Here is a 20,646-nt window from a genome sequence, read left to right as displayed (position 1 = left end):
CTCTCCGGCTAGGCAGACGCTCCATCCGAACCCTGGGCAGGCTTCGTCATGCGTAAAGAAACTCGCTGGACCCGCATCGGCCGGTTCTCCCGCGTCACCTCGTTGGCGGTGACCGCGATCATGCTCGCGTCCGGTGGCGCTGCCATCGCACTCGAGAACAAGGGGAACGCGCCGGGCTGGTCGCTCGGGCCCGGCCAGAAGGACCAGAGCGTCCCGGTCACCCCGCTCGTCGCTCCGCCGTCCCCGCCACCGGTGTTGCCCGATGCGAAGGTGACTCCGCCGGTTTGGCCGGGAGCGGCGGAAGCCGAGGTCGAACTGCGGGCCGGCGCACGCAACGGTCGTCAGCCGCAGGGGCTCGGAGTCCAGGACGCCGTGAGCGGTACCCCGGTCAAGGTCGGCTGGGCTCGGGCGAAGGACACCGCCGCCAGGAAGGCGGGGCCCGTCCCGAAGGTCCGAGTACGCGTCGCGGACCAGAAGACAAGCGAAGCGCTCGGGCTTCGCGGCGTGGTGCTTTCCGTGACCGACACGGGTGTGGGCGCCGACCCGGTGAACGTCGCGGTGGATTACCAGGCGTTCGGGAGTGCCTACGGCGGCGGCTGGGCCGATCGGCTGCAGTTGGTGGAACTGCCTGGCTGTGCGTTGGTGACGCCGGCCAAAGCCGAGTGCCGGACCAAGACGCCGGTGCCCGGAACGGTGAACAACGGCAAGACACGGCAGGTCTCGGCGGATGTCGCGTTCGCCGGCACGGCGCCACGGGTCTTCGCGGTGACGGCCGCGACGAGCGGCTCCGCCGGAAACGTGTCGGCCCAGCCGTTGTCCGCTGCCGGATCGTGGTCCAGCGGTGGGTCCTCCGGAAGCTTCTCCTACAACTACCCGTTCGCGGTCCCTGCCGCTCCGAGTGGCGCGGTGCCGAGCCTCGCGCTCTCGTACTCGTCCAGTGGCGTCGACGGGTTGACCTCCGCGACGAACAACCAGGCGTCCTGGGTCGGTGACGGGTGGGATTTCACCCCGGGCGGTTACGTCGTCCGCAACTACCTGCCGTGCAGTGAGGACCTCGGCGGCAACAACGGACAGACCAAGACCGGTGACCAGTGCTGGGGGATCGACAACGCGACCCTCGTCCTCGGCGGCAAGTCGACGGAACTGATCAAACTCGCCGGGACGAATCAGTGGCGGCCGAAGAACGACGACGGTTCCAAGATCGAGCTGCTCGGTGGTGCCGCCAACAACGCCCAGGACGGCCAGCACTGGAAGGTCACCACCGGCGACGGAACCCAGTACTTCTTGGGACTCAACCGCCCGCCAGGGTGGTCCGCCGGCAAACCCGAGACCCAGTCCACCTGGACGGTCCCGGTTTTCGGCAACAACGACGGCGAGGCCTGCTACAAGCCGAACAACTTCGCCGGCTCGTCTTGCCGGCAACCTTGGCGCTGGAACCTCGACTACGTGGTGGATCCCCACGGGAACGCCAGCACGTACTACTACCAGCCGGAGATCAACTACTACGGCCTCAACCAGAACGTCACGACCGCCGGAACCGAGTACACGGCGGGTGGGTATCCCCTGCGGATCGAGTACGGCCTGCGGCTGAAGGACGGCAGTGTCTACGGCTCCGCACCCACGAATCAGGTCGTCTTCGAAACCGCGGAGCGCTGCCTCCCGTCCGGAGCGGTGACCTGCGCTCCTGAGCAACTGAACTCCACGACAGCCTCGTCCTGGCCGGACGTCCCCTCCGAACAGATCTGCGCCAAGGACAAACCGTGTGACTACGGTTCACCTGCCTTCTTCACCCGTAAACGGCTGACCACGGTCCGGACGCAGTACAACAACGCCGGTACGCAGACCGACGTCGACGTCTGGAATCTGGCCCACACTTTCCCCGGCACGGGTGACGCCTCCCCGTCCGCGCTGTGGCTCTCCTCGGTGACCCACACCGGGAAGGGTGGGGTCGGGAGCATCACCCGCCCCGCCACCACGTTCGGCGGGTTCATGTTCGCCAACCGGGTCGACACGGCCAACGACCAGTACTCCCCGATCACCCGCTACCGGATCAACGAGATCAGGACCGAGACCGGTGGGCGGATCGGTGTCGCCTACTCCGGCCCTGACTGTGTCGCTGGGACGCGCATGCCCGCGTCGCCCGAGACCGACACGATGCGGTGTTACGCGTCCTTCTGGAGCCCGCCGTCGGCGAAGGACCCGGTCCTCGACTGGTTCCACAAGTACGTCGTCACGGACATCTCCGAAGAAGACCTGACCGCAGGCGGAGTCGCGGTCAAGACCCACTACGACTACCTCGGCGGCGCGGCCTGGCACTACGACGAGGGTCAGTTCACGCCGAAGGAGCGGAAGACCTGGAGCCAATGGCGTGGCTACGGCGTCGTGCGGACGTCCATCGGCCACCCGTCCGCCACCCAGACGGTGACGGAGTCGCTGTATCTGCGGGGGATGGACGGCGACCACTTGCCGAACGGCGGCAAACGTTCGGTCTCCGTCGAGGATTCGGAAAAGGGAACGATCGTCGATCAGGATCCCTTGCAGGGGTTCCTCCGCGAGTCCAGGACCTATCTGCCGGGTACGACGACCGTGGACAACGCGGCCATCAACGACCCCTGGGTACGCGGTCCGACGGCAACCAGCGCGGACGGCCTGCTCAAAGCACATTCAGTGGACACCGCGGCCGTGCGCGGCCGCACGCTGCTCTCCGACGGCAAGACCTACCGCCGTAACCAGGTGAACAAGAAGTTCAACGACAACGGACTCGTCATCGAGCAAGAGGACCTCGGCGACACCGGCGTCACCACGGACGACACCTGCACCAAGACGACCTACCTCCCGAACACCGCTACGGGGATGTTCGACAAGTCCAGCGAAGTCGTGATGTTCGCCGGGCTCTGTTCCGGCACGGCGACGGCGTCCACGGTCATCACCAACGTCAAGGTCTCCTACGACAAGCAGGCGTTCGGTTCTCCGCCGGCGGCGGGCGACATCACGCGTACCGAAACGCTGAGCGCTTGGGACGCCACGGGCAAGAAGTTCGTGACGACCGCGACGAACGAGTACGACGCCTACGGCCGTGAGACGCTGTCGACCGACGTGGCGGGAGCGGTGACGAAGACCGCGTACACGCACAGCGCCGGAGGACAGGTCGCCGAAGTCGCCGTGACGAACCCACTCGGCTGGGTCTCGACGACCACCAAGGAACCTGCGCGCGGGAACCCGGTCTTCTCGGTCGATGTGAACAAGGTCCGCACCGACATCACCTACGACGCCTTGGGGCGCAAGACAGCGGTCTGGAATCCCGGGCGTAGCAAGCTCGATGGTGACAAGGCGACGGCGACCTTCGAATACACCGACGCGTCGACATCACCGACCGCTGTCCCCACGACGGTGGCGACGAAAGCCTTACAGGACAACGGCCTGTACACGACGTCATACGCGATCTACGACGGTCTCGGACGGACGAGGCAAGCGCAGTCCGCGGCGTCCGGCGGCGGCCGGATCATCAGCGACACCGTCTACGACTCACGCGGTCTCCCGTTCAAGTCGAACAACGGCTACTTCAACGACGCTTCCGGGCCCGTGCCGAAGCTGGTGACCGTCGCGGACAACACCGTGCTGAACCAGACCGTGACGGAGTACGACAGCCGTGCCCGCGCGACGGCGTCGATCCTGATGTCGAAGGGCGTCAAGCAGTGGCAGACCTCGACGATCTACGGCGGTGACCGGGTTACGACCATCCCGCCGCGGGGCGCGTCGCCGCAGACCGTGGTGACCGATGTACACGGGCAGACGGTCCAGCGATTGCTTCACACGGACGGCTACACACCGGGAGCGGCCAACCCGGCCGATGTCACGAGCTACACCTACAACGCCGCCGGCGCCATGACGTCGATGACCGACCCCGCCGGCAACGTCTGGTCGACGGGCTACGACCTGCGCGGCCGGAAGATCTGGCAGTCCGACCCCGACGCGGGAAAGTCGACCTACACCTACGACGACGGCGGGCAGCTGACGTCGACCACCGATTCCCGCGGTAAGACCGTCGCCTATACCTACGACAAACTCGGGCGTAAGACCCAGGTCAACGCGGACTCGGCCACCGGCACCAAATTGGCGAGCTGGAACTACGACACGGTTCCCAACGGGATCGGCCTGCCCGCTTCGTCGACCCGGTGGGTGGGCGCGGACGCGTACACCACCCGGGTGATGGCGTATGACAAGTACGGCAGGCCGACCAAGAAGGCGGTCGATGTTCCCGCCGTCGAGAAGGGTTTGGCCGGGACCTACGAATTCAGTACCGCCTACACGGCCACGGGCGCTGTCGCGTCCACAGTGAGCCCGAAGGCCGGAAACCTGCCGCTCGAACACGTCCGGCACACCTACAACGAGCTCGGACTGCCGTCGACGACGTACGCGATCGACGCCTTGGGCACCACCACGAACCTGGTCTCGAAGACGGACTACACCTCCTTCAACGAGATGTCCCGCATGCAGTTCGACGGGGAGAAGTCGACCGCGAACGTCGGCGTGACCCAGACCTACGACGAGATCACCCGGCGTCCGCAGACGACCACCGTCAACCGGGCGACGCAGGTCGGATCGCAGCTGACCAACCGGACCTACGGTTACGACCCGGCGGGCAACGTCACGAAGATCTCCGACACCCCTTCTGGTGCTCCGGCCGACACCCAGTGTTTCGAGTACGACTACCAGCGGCGGCTGACCGAGGCCTGGACTCCGTCGTCGGGAGACTGCGCGACGGCCAAGTCGGCGTCCGCGCTCGGTGGCGCCGCGCCGTACTGGAAGTCGTACTCCTTCGACAAGACGGGGAACCGCACGAAGGAGGTCGACCACAAGCCGACCGGTGACGTGACCAGCACCTCCACCTATCCGGCGGCCGGGCCGAGCGCGGTCAAGCCGCACGCCCTGCAGAAGGTGGACACGAGCGGCCCCAACGGAACTTCGACGAGCGGCTACACCTACGACGAAGCCGGTTCGATGCTGACGCGGAACGTCGGCGGTGACACCCAGACCTTCAGCTACGACCACGAGGGACGAACCGCCGGTGTCACGTCGCCGACGGGGGAGAGCAAGTACCTGTACGACGCCGACGGCAACCGGCTCGTCACCCGCGCTCCGACCGGCACCACGTTGTCGATCGGCGATCTCGAGCTGGTCGTCACCACCGGCACGACCGGTGTTACCGCGACCCGTTTCTATCAGCACGGCGGAGTCCAGGTCGCGGTGCGAGTCGGTGGCTCCGCCCTCAAGTGGATGCTCGGTGATCTTCACGGAACGAACGGCCTGGCCATCACCGCGGGGACGCTCACACCCACTCAGCGCTACATGGATCCGTTCGGCAATCCACGTGGTCCGGCCCCGTCCACCTGGCCGGACAAGCACGGTTTCGTCGGTGGCTATCAGGACGCGACCGGCTTGACCCATCTGGGTGCACGCGAGTACGACCCGGCGATCGGACGGTTCACCAAGACCGACCCGGTGCTGGACCCGGCAGTGCCGCAGCTGTGGAACCCGTACTCCTACGCGAACAACTCGCCGGTGACCATGACGGACCCGTCCGGCATGTCGGCCTGCTTCCACATGGGCGAGGACGGTCTGTTCTGTCGCGAAGGCACCGAGCAAGCGGCCAAGTGCACGGGTAGTTGCACCGTTATGGCCAGCTCACCGTCGTCCCCGCAGGGGCAGCGCTACGCGGCCGAGCAGCGTGAGAAGGCCAAACGGGGCTACAACGAAAAGTCCTATAAAGAAGCGCAAGCCGTCGTGAAGAAGTCCAAATGGGACGTCTTCATAGACGCGGCCGGTGAGCTGATCAAGAGTCTCATCGGCTGGGACGACATCATGGGCTGCATCGAGGGCTCAGTCGGCTCGTGCATCAGTACCCTCCTCAACTTCATCCCCTGGGGCAAGATCCTGAAGGTCGGCGAAATCGTCGCGAGCTTCTGGAAGGGTGCGCGGGCTCTAGCGACCTTCGGTCGTGAGGTGGAGAAGGCCCAAAAGGTCATCGCCGACACTGAGCGCATCCTCGCCGACGCCGAGATGGCGGCGAACGCGGTCCAAGTGGTGGTCGCCGTCAGCGAAGGTGAAGGCGTCGTCGGTGCTGCGGCCGCGGCCATGGGCGGTGCCGCGAGCAGTTCGGCTTGCAACAGCTTCGTCCCCGGTACCCAGGTTTTGATGTCGGACGGCACGACGAAGCCGATCGAACAGGTGCAGGTCGGCGACGAAGTACAGACGACAGACCCGGAGACCGGCGGCCTGGAGGGGCGCCGCGTCGTCGGCACCATCGTGCACTACGACGAGGACGAGCGAACCGAGATCACAGTCGAGTCCAGTGGTGCTCTGGGCACCATCGTGGCGACGGACTGGCATCTCGTGTGGGTGGAGGAAGCCAATGATTGGGTAGCGATCGGTGACCTGGTCCCTGGTCAACAACTACACTCACCGGATGGTCGGGCATCGGTCGTCACCGCGATTCGACACTTCACGCAGGTGTCGCCCGTCTACGACCTCACGATCGACGACATTCACGCCTTCTATATTTCGAGCAATGATGCTCGGGCACTTGTACATAACTGTGGCACGGGAGCGCGTGATGGCGCCGGCCTTTCCGGTAGTGAACTGATGGAAAAGTCGGTGCAACTGCGAGACGAGTACATGAAGACACAGGCTTCCCTTTCGCAGAAGAAGCGGCCGGCAACTGTGACTGCTGGCTACAACACGGAAACCGGCCAGTACGCGGCAGGTCGATCACACGGCCGAGGTGTTTGTGCTGAAATATGTGTAGTCAACCAACTTGGTGGAGATGCATCGAAGATTGTTTTCACTCCCGCCCGTAGGCCTCGAACTGGAGGTCCGGTCGATATTTGTGTTTCATGTGAAGCATCGTTCGGGCGCGGCGCCTTTCCGCATCGCGCGACAAGTTTCGCTACTAGTTTGTTGCGCTTATTTGATTAGGTGGAGTTGGTCATGAAATTGGCGCTGGGTTACTATGAATGGACGGCTATTCGCGGCCTGTATGTAAATGGTTCAGCTCTGCCGGGCGCGATTGAAGATCTTTACTCTGCTACTGTTCGCTCGGATGCCGAGCTTGCTGTCCGACGAATCGAAGAGGTTTGTCCGCTGGATTCCGAGCTGTCCGAGGCGTCAGTTGCACTCGCGTCATGTCTCGTGAACGCGATTTGGGGTCGACCCGAGTGTTCACTGGATCTTATTGTGGGAATATTGAGCGATATAGCTGCTGGTCTAGGTGAAGACTGTGATGGTGATGACCTTTCCGAAATCCATGCCAGGTGTCTTCGCGAGATTTGTCGAGGGTTTCCGATGTACGTGGAGTTATTGGAATCGCACTATGTTCCCGATGTGCGAACTGCGTGTGTTGACTTGATCTCCGCATGTGGATTGTTTGACAAATCGTTGACAGGGAGGGCAATTTGGTTTCTGGAAGCGTCAAAAAAACTTAAGGGAATGGAGGGGTTTCACTCGCTTATTGATTCCTCGATTGATGACCTGCGCTGAATTCTTGGTTCTCCACTAACGCGACTACGGGCAAGTGAGGTCTTATCAGTCCTCGTTGCTGAACGAAGTGCTGCTGTATCGGTGCAGTACTCGCTCAACTTCTTGTGGCATGTAGGGATAGTCACAGAAGGTAGTGAGGAGCACCCTTGCCTATGTGTTCTGAATCGCAACCCTTCTTTGAGTAGCCGTACTCAAGACACCGGGGGCCGTCGGCGCGACCGTGGTACGCATGACGAAAACCTCCGCAGCGCCGCCCACCACCGTCGCGTTCTTCGTCCAGGCCGCCCTCTCGTTCGGCTTGGCGTTGCTCGCGGTCGTCATCGGCATCTGGTACCTGCCGGTCGACGGCTGGGTCCGTGGCTTCCTCGCCCTCGGCATGCTCTTCCTGACCACTTCGGCGTTCACCCTCGCCAAGTGCATCCGTGACCGGCAGGACGAGAACACCGTCGTCAGCAGAGTCGACCAGGCCCGCGTCGACAAGCTCCTGTCCGAGCACGACCCGTTCAAAACGCCCGCGATCTAGCCGCGCCGCGGCCACGGCTAGATTCTCGAGCATGCTCTTGACCAGGGGGATTCGCCGTGTCCAGGTGAACACATGGGTCCTGCTCGGCGTGGCGATCGCCTGGTTGCTCGTCAACCTCCGATGGATCGTCCTGTATCGCGACGGCCAGGTGTTCGACATCGACGAGGCCGGCTACTTCGGCATGGCGTTGAACAATCACGGCGCGGCGCTCCGGGACGGTGCCGTCGGCTGGGTCGAAGCCGTCGAGTCCTCGGGTATCCAAGCGCCGCTGCTGCCCGCGCTGACTTCGCTGCACTTCTTCGCGACCGGGACCGGGACGGTGGCCGCCTTCCTCGTCCCGCTGGTGGCCGGGGTGGCGTTGATCCTGCTCACGCACGCCGTAGCGAACAGGGTGGCGGGCCGCCCGTTCGCCTGGATCGCCACGGCGCTGATCGCCACCGCGCCCGGCGTGCTCTTCGAGGCCCGCGCCTATCACTTCGCGCTGCCCGCGGCGGTCATGACCACGGCCGCCGTCTACTGCCTGATCCGTTCCGAAGGGCTGTCGAAACTGCGGTTCGTCGTGCTCTTCGGGGTCTTCGTCGGGCTGATGCCGCTGTCGAGGACTATGGCCATCGCCTTCGTACCGGCATTGGTGCTGGCCGCGTTGATCCAGGCGGCGGTGCCGCAGGACCGGATGAAGCGGCTGAAGCACTTCACTCTCGCGGTGCTCGTGGCCGCCGGCGTCGCGGCGATCTGGCTGGTGCCCAACGGTGCCCGGGTCTTCGAGTACCTGACCGGCTTCGGCTACGGGAAGCAGTCGGTTGAGTTCGGCCAGGAAGCGGGGGTGTTCAACCCGGCGGCCTGGGTAGCGCGGCTACGGCTGCTGATCTCCGACCATGGGCTACCGCTCGCGCTGTTGCTGTGTGCCGGGCTTGTCGCCGCGGTCGTCGTGGCGATCGTCAAGATCCGGACCGGTCCGGCGAAGGACGTCCTCCGCTCGATGGTGGCATCGGCGCTGTTTCCGTCGGCGTTGCTCGTCGCGGAAGGCGGGCTGGCGGTGCTGACGTCCAAGAACACGGGTACCGCCTTCTTCCTCCCGTTGATCCCGTCCATGGCGATCCTGGCGCTCTGGGGGTTGTACCGGGCACACCGATCCCTTCGGCGGGCCTTGCCGTTCGCGGTCGCGGTGGTAGGGCTGCTGGGGCTGGTGCCGATGGTGGATCTGCGCCTGCCGACCGCTCAGCCGTGGGAAATGGATCTGCCGGTGCTGGGCTCGTCCAAGGTCACCGATGGGCGCGGCGTTCCGCAGGTCTACGTCGACCCGGGTGGTCAGGTCGTCGAGCCGCTGAGTGCGGAAACGGCGCGGGAGTGGCGGGCCGCGTCGGAATGGGCTGTCGGCCAGGTGGAAGAGCAGCACGCGCTGGGCGGGGCGACCGCGTTCGGGTTCCGTGACCGGCTCTTCAACACCAACACCGTGCAGCTGGAGATGCTGCGGAAGTTCGGCTACGGCGTGGCGTTGCCGCAGGTCGATCCGACCGCGAACGGGAACACCGGGCCGGACTATCTGCGCTGGCTGACGTCTTATGCGGGCAGTCTCGGCGGGGACGCGAGCAAGACGTGCCTGCTGTTCACCGCGACGGGAACGGTGGACGAGTACGAACCGAAGGTGGATCCGCCGTCCATGGCTTCCACCGCGAAGGCCGCGGGCTTCACGCCGGTCACGACGCGGCCCCTACCGAACGGTCGGCTGGTGACCTTGTGGAAGCGCCCGCAGCCCACTTGCGTGCCCTCCTGAAGCACGAAGGGCGCACCGGTTTCCCGGTGCGCCCTTCGTCCCACATATGCACAAATCCGAATTACTACAGTCGTGTGACCCCGCTCACTGAACCTGTAGCACTTAGTAACCGAAAAGACCGACGCGCCCAAGAACCGACTCGCCAACGCGAGCTACAAGCAACGTGGAGGTCCGGGGGCTCGGGCCCCCGGGAATTATGGTGAGCAAGCCATGGTCCAGGCGTTCCCTGGACACACCGCGCCCACTTGCGAGCGGATGACGGGATTCGAACCCGCGACCCTCACCTTGGCAAGGTGATGCGCTACCAGCTGCGCTACATCCGCATGTCTTGCTCTGCTCCGGCACTCGTTTGAAGCAGTGGAACAACCATACACCGACCGTCTGTAGCGGTTTGCACCCACCCCTACAGGTGCTTCGGCGTCACACCTGGCGTACAAGGGGTGACGACGGCTGCATACCTCCGTATGGTGTCCCCATTCGACCGAATGGTGAGTCCTTCGGGGAGGAGGTGCCTGGCCGGATGACCGAGCAGGGCACGGTGCCGCTTCAGGCGGCCTCGGAATCCGACGAGCAGGCATTGCTCCAGCGTCTCCGTGACGGGGAGGACGCTGCCTTCGGGGAGCTTTTCGAACTTCACGCCGCCGCCGTGCGGCGGTTGGCCCGCAGCCTGGCCGCCGATCGGTCGGAGGCGGAGGACATCACCGCCGAGACCTTCTTCCGGGTGCTTCAGGCGTTGCGCCGGGGCGCCGGTCCGCGTGACTACGTCCGCGCTTATCTGCTGACGGTGGCTCGCCGCGTCTCGTGGGAGTGGCACGGCGCGCGTCGTGATGTGCCGGTGAGCGACGACGAGCTGACCTTCCGGGCCGGGGCGGGTGCGGACACGCATGCCCGCACGGCCGAACATTCGCTGATCACGACCGCTTTCACGAGTTTGCCGGAGCGCTGGCGTTCGGTCTTGTGGCAGACCGAGGTCGAAGGCGAGCAGCCGTCGATGGTCGCGCCGCATTTCGGGTTGAGCGCGAACGCGACGGCGGCGCTGGCCCGCCGGGCCCGGCAGGGGCTGCGGGCGGCGTATCTGCAGGCGCATCTGTCGGTGAACCGCGGGCCCGATTCGTGCCGTGCGGTGGTGGAGAAGCTGGGCGGGTTCACCGCGGGCAGCGTGACCGGGGCCGAGGCCCGCCGGATCAAGACCCATCTGATCGCCTGCCAGTCTTGCCGGGCGACCCACGACGAGCTGCGTGACGTCTGTTCCTCGCTGCGGGCGCACGCCGGTGTGGTGGCGCTGCTGGTGCCGGCCGCCGCCGGGGCGCACGCGAGCGGGGCGCTGTCCGGGCTCGCCGCGTCGGTCAAGGGACTTCTGCTCGGGTCGAAGGTGAAGGTCGGCCTGGCGGTGGCGTCGACGGCCGCCGCCGGTGCGGTCGGGATCGTCGCCGGTCCGGCCGTGTTCGGCACCGACGTCACCCATACGGTGGGCCTGTCCGGGGGTGGGCTGCCGGAGCTGGCGCTGCTGCCCGCGCAGGTCGCGCCGCCGGCCCATGCGCAGCCCGTCGAGCTCCCGCCACAGCGGATCGCGCAGGACCAGCTGCACGGCAAGGGTGCCCAGCCCGCCGTCACCGGACGAGGCCCCGGCGCCGAGCTCGGGGCGTCCGACATGCCGAGCCTGCCGAGCGTGGGCACGCCGCGGAAGGAACTGGGCGGCGGAGACGTCGTACCGCCGCCGGACGAGCAGAATCCGACGCAGGAGGAGACCTCGCCGCGCAACGAGGTCCCGGATCCGGGCACCGGCTCCAACCAGACCACCTCGAAGCGGGACGACATCCCGCCGCCGGAGGAATCGTTCAGGCCCACCGAGGAGTCGCTGAGCCCGACCACGACGACTTCGCGGGACTCGACCGAGCAGTCGACGACGCCGGACTCGACGACTTACCCGGAAGGGTCTTCTTCGACGGAGACCGGGACCCCCGAAAGCACGACCGGCGACAGCTCGGCGGACGAGCCGAGCCCGGTGAAACCGACTTCCCACTATCCGGAACCGGGTGTCGACTACCCGACGTGCCCATAACGCCCGAGCGGGCATATCGCCTTCGAACTCTCGCGAATCCGGCTCCCGTCACGGTACGGTGGAGCTCGCTCACGACGAGCGAGCGGCCGCGCGGGAGGCGACTGAATGAACCGGCTGGTGCACGGCGAGGACGGCCGTGACTGGGTGGTCCGAGCCCAGATGGAATGGCGTGCTCCCGCGACAGCGGACGATTTCGAGCACGATGTGGCGGGCAGCTACGGCCCGGGTATCGCGATGATCGCCGTGACGGCGCTGCTCGCGATCGTGCTCATCATGTGGACCCCGGCCGACGTCATGATCCCGTCGTGGGTTCCGCTGGCGCTCTTGCTGATCGCGCTGTTCTTCCCGCTGCGGTGGATCCTGCGCCGTCCGTGGACCGTGGTCGCCGAGACCGAGGGCGATCTGGCGGGCGACCGGCCGTCGGAGCGCTGGGTGGGCACGATTCGCGGCATGTTCACCGTGCGCGGTGAGGTCTCGAAGATCACCAAGACCATCCAGAAGCACTCGCTGCCGGATTTCGACGGCCCGTTGCACCCGGTGGAGTAGTCGCGGCGGCCTGAACGCGCGAGACTGGGGCCATGCCCGAGCTACCCGAGGTCGAAGCGCTCGCTCACCACCTGCGTGAACACGCGGTGGGCAAGACCGTCTTCCGCGTCGACGTGTCGTCCCTCAGCGTGCTGAAGACGGCGACACCGCCGTGGACCGAGCTGCACGGCCGCGAGGTCACCGGGGCGGGCCGGTTCGGCAAACATCTGGATCTCGTCGCCGGGGATCTCCATCTGGTCGTCCACCTGGCGAGGGCGGGCTGGTTGCGCTGGTCCGACGCGTTGTCGCCGACGCCGCTCAAACCCGGCAAGGGGCCGATCTCGCTGCGCGTCCATCTCGACGCGGCCGCCGGGCCGGGCTTCGATCTCACGGAGGCCGGGACGAAGAAGGGCCTGGCGGTCTGGATCGTGCGTGATCCCGAGAAGGAGGTCGCGAGTATCGCGCGGCTCGGGCCGGACGCGCTTTCGCTCGACCGCACGCAGCTCGAGAAGTTGTTCACCGGGCGCACCGAACGGTTGAAGACGGCACTGACCGATCAGTCGCTGATCGCCGGGATCGGCAACGCCTACTCCGACGAGATCATGCACATGGCGAAGCTTTCTCCTTACGCTACAACCGGAAAGCTGTCAGAGGCGGCGCTCGACGGGCTGTCGGAGGCGATCCGCGAGGTGCTGACCAGCGCCGTGACACGTTCGGTCGGCCAGTCGGCTGCCCGGCTCAAGGGCGAGAAGCGGTCCGGGCTGCGGGTGCACGCGCGCACCGGGTTGCCGTGTCCGGTCTGCGGCGACACGATCCGCGAGATCTCGTTCGCGGACAAGTCGTTCCAGTACTGCCCGACCTGCCAGACCGGCGGGAAACCTCTCGCGGACCGGCGGATGTCGCGTCTGCTGAAGTGATCAGCAGAGGGCGGCCTTCACCGCGGGCGCCGGAATCTTCGGCACTCGCTGCCCGCCGTGCAGGTCCGCGGCGAGGTCGTACACGTTCAGCGCGAGGACCAGCTGTTTCGAGCCGTCCGCGTTGCTCATCGAGACGCTGAAGAATCCCGGCCCGGCACCGGTGTTGCCCCAGAACGTCTTCATGCCATCGGCACATTCCACGTCGAGCGTCTCGATCCCCGCCCCGTAGGCGCCGCCCCGGTCGTTCGGCACGAGCCGCTTGAGTTCGGCCTGTTGCGCAGGCGCCAGGAGCCGTCCTGCCAGCAACGCGCGATGGAATCGCGCGAGGTCGTCGACGGTCGACACCATCGCGCCCGCGGTCCAGTCGTACGAAGGGCTGAACACGGTCATGTCCTGCCCGCCCATGTCGTACCCGTGCAGATGCGGGCCTCGCAGGAACGGCGACCACAGCGGGAAATACGTCCGGCCGAGTTCGAGCGGATCGAGGATCCGCCGCTGGATCTCCTCGCGGACATCGTTGCGGGTGACCTTCTCGATCACCTTGCCCAGCAACAGATATCCGGTGTTCGAGTACTCCACGCCGCTACCCGGCGAGAACGAGGGCCGGTCGACGAGAGACCGCCGGATCACCTCGGACGGCGTGATGACGTGCGCCCGGTTCCCCTGGACGAGGTACGGGTCGAAGAAGTGCGGATCCAGCGGGTCGTGCACGCCGGACGTGTGGTTCAGCAGCATGCGCGGCGTGATCTTTCCCGGTTCGTAGCCCGGTCCTCGTACGACGCCGGGCAGCCGTCGCTCGATCGGATCGTCGAGCGACAGCTCCCCCTCACCCGCCAGCTGCAGGACCACGGTGGCGACGAACGCCTTGGTGTTGCTGGCGATCCGGAACCGGTGGTGCGGCCCCGCGGCTTCGCGCGTGGCCTGGTTCGCGTATCCGGCGCCGAAGCGCGAGACCGCCTCACCGTTCCTGACCTGGGCGATCGCTCCCGGAAATCCCCCTTCGCCGACCAGAGCGCCGACAGCCGCGCGCACCGGGTCGCCGCTCGCGGCCGCCGTCCCGCTCCCCAGCAGGACCCCCGCCAGCACCCCCGCCGCGAGTTTCCCCGATACGCGCATTGTGTTCCTCCCCCGGAAGCGATTGCCTGCGCACAGTCTTTCCCGTGCGACGGGGAGTGACCATGGGGACGACGCCCGGGTCTTGGGTAGGGTCGGCCCCACCCTCAGTTGTCACAACTCAACGGAAAGTGGGGAGCAGGCCTTGCACCCGGTTGGTCGAGCGCAGAGCATGGACGCCGTGTCCGGGCTCGAAATCGCGCAGATCATCCCTTGGGGTGTGGCGCTGTTGCTCGCGATCCTCGTCGTCGTCCTGCTGATCAAGCTGAGGCGTCCCGCGAGCATCGTGGAGAACGCGGTGCTGCAGGCCGTCCACCGGATGTCGAAGGCGACACCGGATCTCCGCGAGGGCCTCGACGAGCAGGTCGCCGACAAGATCACCAGCCAGCTGCTGGAGATGCTCGACTGCGTCGCCGTCGGCATCACCGACAGCGAAGGCACCCTGCTGTCCTGGGACGGCGAGGCCAACGACCACTACGTCGACCTCGTCGACGCCATCGGCAACGCGATCCGCAAGCACCGCCGCGAGGTCGTCGCGCACGACAAGATGCCGTGCAACCACCGCGGCACCTGCCGGATGCGGACCGCGGTGATCGTGCCGCTGATCGTCGAGGGCGAGACGGAGGCCGCGCTGATCGTCGTCGGGCGCACCCGCGGGCGGCTGGTGCAGATGGCCGACGCGGTCGCGCAGTTCGTCTGCACCCAGTTCGAGCTGGCGCGCCTGGACGAATCGAAGAACCAGCTCCAGCAGGCGGAGATCAAGGCGTTACGCGCGCAGATCTCGCCGCACTTCGTCTACAACGCGCTCAACACCATCTCGTCGCTGATCCGGACGGACCCGGAGGAAGCGCGAGAGCTGCTTCAGGACTTCGCGGACTTCACGCGCTACTCGTTCCGGACGTCGGGCATGTTCACCTCGCTCGCCGAGGAACTGCGCAACATCGACCGGTACCTGACCATCGAGAACGCCCGCTTCGGCGGACGGCTCGAAGTGCGGATGAAGATCGCGCCCGAGGTGCTCTCGGTGGTCGTGCCGTTCCTGATCATCCAGCCGCTGGTGGAAAACGCCGTCAAACACGGGCTCGCGTCGAAGCCGTCCGGTGGCTGCGTCACGGTGATCGCCGAGGACTACGGCGCCGAAGCGCTGATCAGTGTCGAGGACGACGGCATCGGCATGGAGCCCGCCAAGCTCGCCGACCTCCGCAGCCAGCACCGCACGGGCGCGCACGTCGGCCTCGGCAACATCAACCAGCGGATGCAGCAGGTGTTCGGCCGCGACTACGCGCTCATGGTCGAGACGGCGCCCGGCGCCGGCATGAAGGTGACCCTGCGGGTGCCGAAGTTCATGCCCGGCGTGCGGCCGAACCTGCCGGACTTCTCCGCCGACAGCGCCACCGTCCCGCCGCAGGGCGGCCCGAACGAGGCCAGCGGGGTGAGCGGTTCGCGCAGCGGCGTGCTGCCGTCGTGAACGTCGGTAACCTGGCGGTATGAGCGTTGCGGACAAGCTGACCTCCCGTCTCCCGATGATCGGCGATCGGGGTGAACGCAAGGACGTCGTCGCCGTGGTGAAGCTGCACGGGGTGATCACGCCGACCCCGTCGCCGCTGGCCAGGGGGTCGATCAACCTCGCCGCCGTCGAATCGGCGCTGACCCGCGCGTTCGCCCACGAGCGGCTGAAGGCCGTCGCGCTGCAGATCAACTCGCCGGGCGGCGCGCCGACGCAGTCCGGCCTGGTCGCCGAGCGGATCCGCCAGCTCGCCGACGAGAAGAAGGTGCCCGTCCTGGCCTTCGCCGAGGACGTCGCCGCGTCCGGCGGCTACTGGCTGGCCTGCGCGGCCGACGAGATCTACGCGCACCGGACGTCGATGGTCGGCTCGATCGGCGTGATCAGCGGCGGGTTCGGGTTCACCGGGCTGCTGGAGCGGTTCGGCATCGAGCGGCGGCTGCACACCGCGGGGGCGAACAAGTCCCGGCTCGACCCGTTCAGCCCGGAGAAGCCGGAAGACGTCGAGTGGCTGAAGAAGATGCACGGCCAGCTCCACGAACTGTTCGTCGACTGGGTCACCGAGCGCCGGGGCGACCGGCTGTCCGGCTCCGACGACCTCTTCACCGGCGACGTCTGGCTGGGTGCCCGCGCGGTCGAACTCGGCCTGATCGACGGCGTCGGCAGCCTTCGCCAGGTGATCAGCGAGCGGTACCCGGACGCCGAGATCTCGGTCGCCGAGCCGAAGAAGCCGCTGCTGGCGCGGCTCGGCATCGGCGCGCCCGCCGCGGCGAGCGCGTTGCTGGACGCCGTCCAGTCCAAGGCCGCCTGGAGCCGCTTCGGCCTCTGACCCGCGCGCTATGAACGGTCCNNGACCGTTCATTGCATTCGGGGGCGGAGCGGATTCACCCGAACGGTGGTAGGCGTAAGTGGTTCAGACCAGGTCTCATATCGGACATACCGCTTTGTTGTGAACGGCAACAAACCTCGACAGCGTTGACGAGGAGGTCCGATGTCCGTTAATCGTTCCCGCTGGAAGATCGCGCTGGCCGGCGCGGCTTTGCTCACGGTGCCGCTGGCCTTGCCCGCAACCGCCGCCGTCCCGCCGCCCCCGGCCGGCTGGACCACCGTGTTCACCGACGACTTCACCGGCGCCGCGGGTTCGCTCCCGTCGAGCGCGAACTGGATCATCGACACCGGCCACGCGTACCCCGGCGGCCCGGCGAACTGGGGCACCGGCGAGATCCAGAACTACACGGCGAACCCCGCCAACCTGGCCCAGGACGGTTCCGGGAACCTGCGGATCACGCCGTTGCGCGACGGTGCGGGCAACTGGACCTCGGCGCGGATCGAAACGCAGCGCACGAACTTCAAACCGCCGTCCGGCGGCGCGCTGCGGATCGAGGGCCGCATCCAGATGCCGGACGTCACCGGCGCCGCGGCACTCGGCTACTGGCCCGCGTTCTGGGCGCTGGGCTCGCCGTATCGCGGCAACTACTGGAACTGGCCCGCCGTCGGCGAGTTCGACATCATGGAAAACGTCAACGGGATCAACACGGTCTGGGGCGTGCTGCACTGCGGCGTCAACCCCGGCGGCCCGTGCAACGAGACCACCGGCCTGGTCGGCAGCCGCACGTGCCCCGGCGCGAGCTGCCAGAGCGCGTTCCACACCTACACCTTCGAATGGGACACGAGCGTCAGCCCCAACGTGTTCCGCTGGCTGGTGGACGGGCAGCAGTTCCACTCGGTCAGCCAGAACCAGGTCGACGCCACGACCTGGGCCAACATGACGAACCACGCGGGCTACTTCGTGCTGCTGAACGTCGCGATCGGCGGCGCGTTCCCGAACAACAACTCCGGCACCACGACGCCGGGGCCGGGGATCGTGCCGGGGCGTCCGATGCTCGTCGACTACGTCACCGTCCTGACCCGCGGCGGCGGCACGGGAAGCCCCGGCGGCGGCAGCGCGTACGGCACGATCCAGGCGGAGTCGTACGGCCAGGCGGCGGGCATCGCCAAACAGGCCACCTCGGATTCCGGCGGTGGTCAGAGCATCGGCCCGGCGGGCAATGGTGACTGGGCGTCGTACCCGGGCGTCGACTTCGGCACGCAGACCGGCAGACAGTTCCAGGCACGTGTCGCCTCCGGAGCGGCGAGCGGCGTGAGTGGTCTCGTCGAAGTCCGGCTCGACAGCCGGTCCAACCCGCCCGTCGGCAGCTTCGCCGTCGCGAACACCGGCGGCTGGCAGAGCTGGCGGACCATCCCGGCGAATATCAGCGGCGTTACCGGAAAACACGACGTCTACCTGACCTTCACCAGCGGCCAGCCCGCGGATTTCGTGAGCGTCAACTGGTTCACCTTCACTCCGTGAAGGGATAGACGTGGCACGGCGAGGCGGTTCGTGTCACCGGAAAAGATGACGGCACCGGCCACCCCAGGCGCGGGGGTGCCGGTGCCGTCCTTTCGTTCGACTTTCGTGAAGCGGGCTGGACAAGGAACCCGGCAATGGGCAGGATGCGTCTCACTGTGAGTGCTCACGATGACACCCGGAAGCTCATTGTCCTGGCGGTGGACGATGAGCCCAAAGGGCTAGACGAACTCGTCCACTGTCTCCGGAACAGCCCGCACGTCGCCCTGGTCTACCCGGCGATCGACGCTTCGGAGGCACTGCGCCTGCTGTCCGCGGACGATCCGAGGCTGGCCGATCGCAAGGCCCGCGGTCTGCCGATCGTGGACGCGGTGTTCGCCGACATCGACATGCCCGGGCTGTCCGGGATGGAGATGTCGCGGGTGTTCGCCGCGCTGCGCCCGTCGCCCGCGCTGGTCTTCGTGACCGGGCACGCGGAAGAGGCGGTCAACGCCTTCGACCTCGGCGCGCTCGATTACGTCCTCAAGCCGTACCAGCAGGATCGTCTCGACCGCGCGATCACCCGCGTGATGGACAAACTCGCCGCCAACGCCGCGCCGCACTTCGGCCACGAAGGCGGCCTCGGGCAGGTCAAGAACGACGACGAGGTCATTCCCGTCGAACTCGCGGGCACCACGAAGCTCATCCCGCGCTCTTCGGTCCGCTGGGTCGAGGCGCAGGGTGACTACGCCCGGCTGTTCACCACCGACGGCAGCCACCTGGTCCGCATCCCGCTCGCCCAGCTCGAAGAACGCTGGGAGAAGGCGGGTTTCGTCCGCATCCACCGGTCGTTCCTGGTCTCGCTGCCGCTCATCACCGAACTGCGCATGGGCCAGGGCGGCTACCAGGTCGTGATCGGTAACGAGGAGAAGGTGCTGCCGGTCAGCCGCCGCCACACACGCGCCCTCAAGGACAGGCTGGTCGGCGCCAACCGGTCGACGTGACCGACGACTACTACCGCCGCGTCAACGGCGTCCGCGAACCGGATCCGACGCTCGGCAAGGGCAGGACCAGGAAACCGGCGGCGCCCGAAGGGGCCGCCGTCGAGCCCGTGCCGGGCGCGCCGACCGGTCCGAAGCACGAACAGGCCAAACCCGAACATCACGCGAAACCCAAGCGGCAGCGGGTGATCCTCGCCGATCCGCGGCAGGCCACCAGCACCCTGCGGGCCAGGGTCGAACTCGAAGAACAGACCAGCTGGGGCAAGCTCCTGGTCAAGGATCTGGTGAAGATCCAGCTGCGGACGGCCTCCTGGCTGGCGCTGCTGGTGATGGTCACGCTGTGTTCGCTTCCGGTGCTCTTCTATCTGATCCCGTCCTTCGGGCGGGTGGTCGTCGTGGGCATCCCGTTGCCCTGGTTGATCCTCGGTGTGGCGCCTTTTCCGTTCCTTTTCGGGATCGGCCTCTGGTACAACCGGCTCGCCGAACGTCATGAACGCGACTTCGTCGACATGATCGAGAACTGATTGCGGAGCTGCACATGCGAGGATCCACACCGTGCAGCTGAACTCTTGGGCCATCGCCGGCATCGTGCTGGTAGCGGTCCTGACCTTCTATCTTGGACACCGCTCCTCGAGGTCGGCCGTCAGCACGCACGATTTCCTCGTCGCCCGGCGCACCGTGCGGTCCCGGCGCAACGCCGCCGCGATCTCCGGTGAGTACCTGTCCGCCGCGTCGTTCATGGGCGTCGCCGGCATCGTGCTCAAGGACGGCGCCGACGCGCTGTGGTTCCCGATCGGTTTCACCGCGGGCTATCTCGCGCTGATGCTGTTCGTCGCCGCGCCGCTGCGGCGGTCCGGCGCGTACACGCTGCCGGATTTCGTCGAGATGCGGCTGGGTTCGACGATGCTGCGCCGCGTCTCGACGGCGTTCGTGGTGTTCATCGGGATCCTCTACATGGTCCCGCAGTTGCAGGGCGCCGGCCTGACCCTCTCGACGATCTTGCCGGTGCCGGTGTGGGCCGGAGCGCTCCTGGTCACCTTCGTGGTCGGGTTCAACGTGATCGCGGGCGGGATGCGCGCGATCACCGTCGTCCAGGCCTTCCAGTACTGGCTGAAACTGTTCGCCATCGCGTTGCCGACGTTCATCCTGTGCATCGTCTTCCTCAGCTCCGGCGGGCAGGGCAGCGTGCGGCCGCTGGGGCAGCCCGCGCCGCCGACCTTCCCCGAGAACACCACGGTTTCGGTACAGGCCGACGTCACGCTGAAGGTCACCTCGGTGACCGTGCTCGAGGCCTACGGCGAGGTGGAAGGCGCGCGCGCCAACGGTTTCGCGGTGTGGGCACCGGAGGCCGGGCACAAGGTCGCC

The 20,646-nt window shown here is 66.7% G+C and carries 14 protein-coding genes and 1 tRNA gene; 13 read left to right on the top strand and 2 right to left on the bottom strand.

Annotation, left to right across the window (positions count from 1 at the left end; translation table 11 throughout):
* The first annotated feature begins 48 nt into the window (after positions 1-48).
* The 4 genes from AVR91_RS35450 (at position 49) to AVR91_RS35440 (ending at position 9,833) form a co-directional block, all read left to right on the top strand.
* Complete coding sequence (locus tag AVR91_RS35450; RefSeq protein ID WP_063276421.1) at positions 49-6,975, top strand: RHS repeat-associated core domain-containing protein; 6,927 nt, start codon at positions 49-51, stop codon at positions 6,973-6,975.
* 12 nt (positions 6,976-6,987) lie between these two features.
* Positions 6,988-7,536, top strand: a complete 549-nt coding sequence (locus AVR91_RS42995; RefSeq protein WP_143254205.1) for a hypothetical protein — start codon at positions 6,988-6,990, stop codon at positions 7,534-7,536.
* Between the two features lie 229 nt (positions 7,537-7,765).
* Entirely contained in the window at positions 7,766-8,059 is a 294-nt protein-coding gene (locus tag AVR91_RS35445) for a YiaA/YiaB family inner membrane protein (protein ID WP_016330576.1), read from the top strand.
* A 31-nt stretch (positions 8,060-8,090) separates the two neighbouring features.
* Positions 8,091-9,833 (top strand): ArnT family glycosyltransferase, encoded by a 1,743-nt coding sequence (locus AVR91_RS35440; RefSeq protein ID WP_228709431.1) that lies wholly within the window; start codon positions 8,091-8,093, stop codon positions 9,831-9,833.
* A gap of 250 nt (positions 9,834-10,083) precedes the next feature.
* Here the strand turns inward: AVR91_RS35440 and AVR91_RS35435 are convergent.
* A tRNA-Gly gene (locus tag AVR91_RS35435) sits at positions 10,084-10,156 on the bottom strand.
* A gap of 197 nt (positions 10,157-10,353) precedes the next feature.
* Here AVR91_RS35435 and AVR91_RS35430 point away from each other — a divergent pair.
* The 3 genes from AVR91_RS35430 to AVR91_RS35420 all read left to right on the top strand — a co-directional run bounded on the left by AVR91_RS35430 (position 10,354) and on the right by AVR91_RS35420 (position 13,337).
* The gene (locus AVR91_RS35430) at positions 10,354-11,895 is read left to right on the top strand and encodes a sigma-70 family RNA polymerase sigma factor (protein ID WP_063276422.1); all 1,542 of its coding nucleotides are present in this window, start codon (positions 10,354-10,356) and stop codon (positions 11,893-11,895) included.
* A gap of 105 nt (positions 11,896-12,000) precedes the next feature.
* Positions 12,001-12,441 carry a hypothetical protein gene (locus AVR91_RS35425; protein ID WP_005161585.1) on the top strand — a complete coding sequence of 147 codons (441 nt, stop codon included), beginning with the start codon at positions 12,001-12,003 and terminating at the stop codon, positions 12,439-12,441.
* A 32-nt stretch (positions 12,442-12,473) separates the two neighbouring features.
* On the top strand, positions 12,474-13,337 hold the full coding sequence (locus AVR91_RS35420) for an Fpg/Nei family DNA glycosylase (RefSeq protein WP_016330579.1): 864 nt from the start codon (positions 12,474-12,476) through the stop codon (positions 13,335-13,337).
* Here AVR91_RS35420 and AVR91_RS35415 read toward each other — a convergent pair whose 3' ends face one another.
* Positions 13,338-14,453 carry a serine hydrolase domain-containing protein gene (locus AVR91_RS35415; protein ID WP_063276423.1) on the bottom strand — a complete coding sequence of 372 codons (1,116 nt, stop codon included), beginning with the start codon at positions 14,451-14,453 and terminating at the stop codon, positions 13,338-13,340.
* A gap of 169 nt (positions 14,454-14,622) precedes the next feature.
* On the opposite strand from AVR91_RS35415, the gene AVR91_RS35410 reads away from it, so the two are divergent.
* From AVR91_RS35410 to AVR91_RS44030, 6 genes are all read left to right on the top strand, one after another.
* Entirely contained in the window at positions 14,623-15,918 is a 1,296-nt protein-coding gene (locus AVR91_RS35410) for a histidine kinase (RefSeq protein ID WP_016330581.1), read from the top strand.
* Positions 15,919-15,937: 19 nt separating this feature from the next.
* Entirely contained in the window at positions 15,938-16,783 is an 846-nt protein-coding gene (locus AVR91_RS35405; protein WP_063276424.1) for a S49 family peptidase, read from the top strand.
* Between the two features lie 162 nt (positions 16,784-16,945).
* Positions 16,946-18,304 (top strand): carbohydrate-binding protein, encoded by a 1,359-nt coding sequence (locus AVR91_RS35400; protein WP_063276425.1) that lies wholly within the window; start codon positions 16,946-16,948, stop codon positions 18,302-18,304.
* 143 nt (positions 18,305-18,447) lie between these two features.
* Positions 18,448-19,284: a LytR/AlgR family response regulator transcription factor gene (locus AVR91_RS35395; protein WP_063276429.1), complete on the top strand. Its 837-nt coding sequence runs from the start codon at positions 18,448-18,450 to the stop codon at positions 19,282-19,284.
* The gene (locus tag AVR91_RS35390; RefSeq protein WP_016330585.1) at positions 19,281-19,805 is read left to right on the top strand and encodes a hypothetical protein; all 525 of its coding nucleotides are present in this window, start codon (positions 19,281-19,283) and stop codon (positions 19,803-19,805) included. Before AVR91_RS35395 ends, AVR91_RS35390 begins: the two co-directional genes overlap by 4 nt.
* A 31-nt stretch (positions 19,806-19,836) precedes the next feature.
* A partial coding sequence (locus tag AVR91_RS44030; RefSeq protein WP_455577845.1) for a sodium:solute symporter family transporter occupies positions 19,837-20,646 on the top strand: 810 nt, incomplete at its 3' end.

It is taken from the genome of Amycolatopsis keratiniphila subsp. keratiniphila, assembly GCF_001620365.2.
GTDB classification, from domain to species: domain Bacteria; phylum Actinomycetota; class Actinomycetes; order Mycobacteriales; family Pseudonocardiaceae; genus Amycolatopsis; species Amycolatopsis keratiniphila.
Note: the sequence above shows the minus strand (reverse complement) of the source record. Positions and strands in the feature narration are given on the sequence as shown.

What these genes read in the sequence shown, in the direction of transcription:
- AVR91_RS35400 (WP_063276425.1), top strand. Translation starts at nt 16,946, where the DNA reads ATGTCCGTTAATCGTTCCCGCTGGAAGATCGCGCTGGCCGGCGCGGCT.
- AVR91_RS35425 (WP_005161585.1), top strand. Translation starts at nt 12,001, where the DNA reads ATGAACCGGCTGGTGCACGGCGAGGACGGCCGTGACTGGGTGGTCCGA.
- AVR91_RS35415 (WP_063276423.1), bottom strand. Translation starts at nt 14,453, where the DNA reads ATGCGCGTATCGGGGAAACTCGCGGCGGGGGTGCTGGCGGGGGTCCTG.
- AVR91_RS35440 (WP_228709431.1), top strand. Translation starts at nt 8,091, where the DNA reads ATGCTCTTGACCAGGGGGATTCGCCGTGTCCAGGTGAACACATGGGTC.
- AVR91_RS42995 (WP_143254205.1), top strand. Translation starts at nt 6,988, where the DNA reads ATGAAATTGGCGCTGGGTTACTATGAATGGACGGCTATTCGCGGCCTG.
- AVR91_RS35430 (WP_063276422.1), top strand. Translation starts at nt 10,354, where the DNA reads ATGACCGAGCAGGGCACGGTGCCGCTTCAGGCGGCCTCGGAATCCGAC.
- AVR91_RS35450 (WP_063276421.1), top strand. Translation starts at nt 49, where the DNA reads ATGCGTAAAGAAACTCGCTGGACCCGCATCGGCCGGTTCTCCCGCGTC.
- AVR91_RS35395 (WP_063276429.1), top strand. Translation starts at nt 18,448, where the DNA reads ATGCGTCTCACTGTGAGTGCTCACGATGACACCCGGAAGCTCATTGTC.
- AVR91_RS35410 (WP_016330581.1), top strand. Translation starts at nt 14,623, where the DNA reads ATGGACGCCGTGTCCGGGCTCGAAATCGCGCAGATCATCCCTTGGGGT.
- AVR91_RS35420 (WP_016330579.1), top strand. Translation starts at nt 12,474, where the DNA reads ATGCCCGAGCTACCCGAGGTCGAAGCGCTCGCTCACCACCTGCGTGAA.
- AVR91_RS35445 (WP_016330576.1), top strand. Translation starts at nt 7,766, where the DNA reads ATGACGAAAACCTCCGCAGCGCCGCCCACCACCGTCGCGTTCTTCGTC.
- AVR91_RS35405 (WP_063276424.1), top strand. Translation starts at nt 15,938, where the DNA reads ATGAGCGTTGCGGACAAGCTGACCTCCCGTCTCCCGATGATCGGCGAT.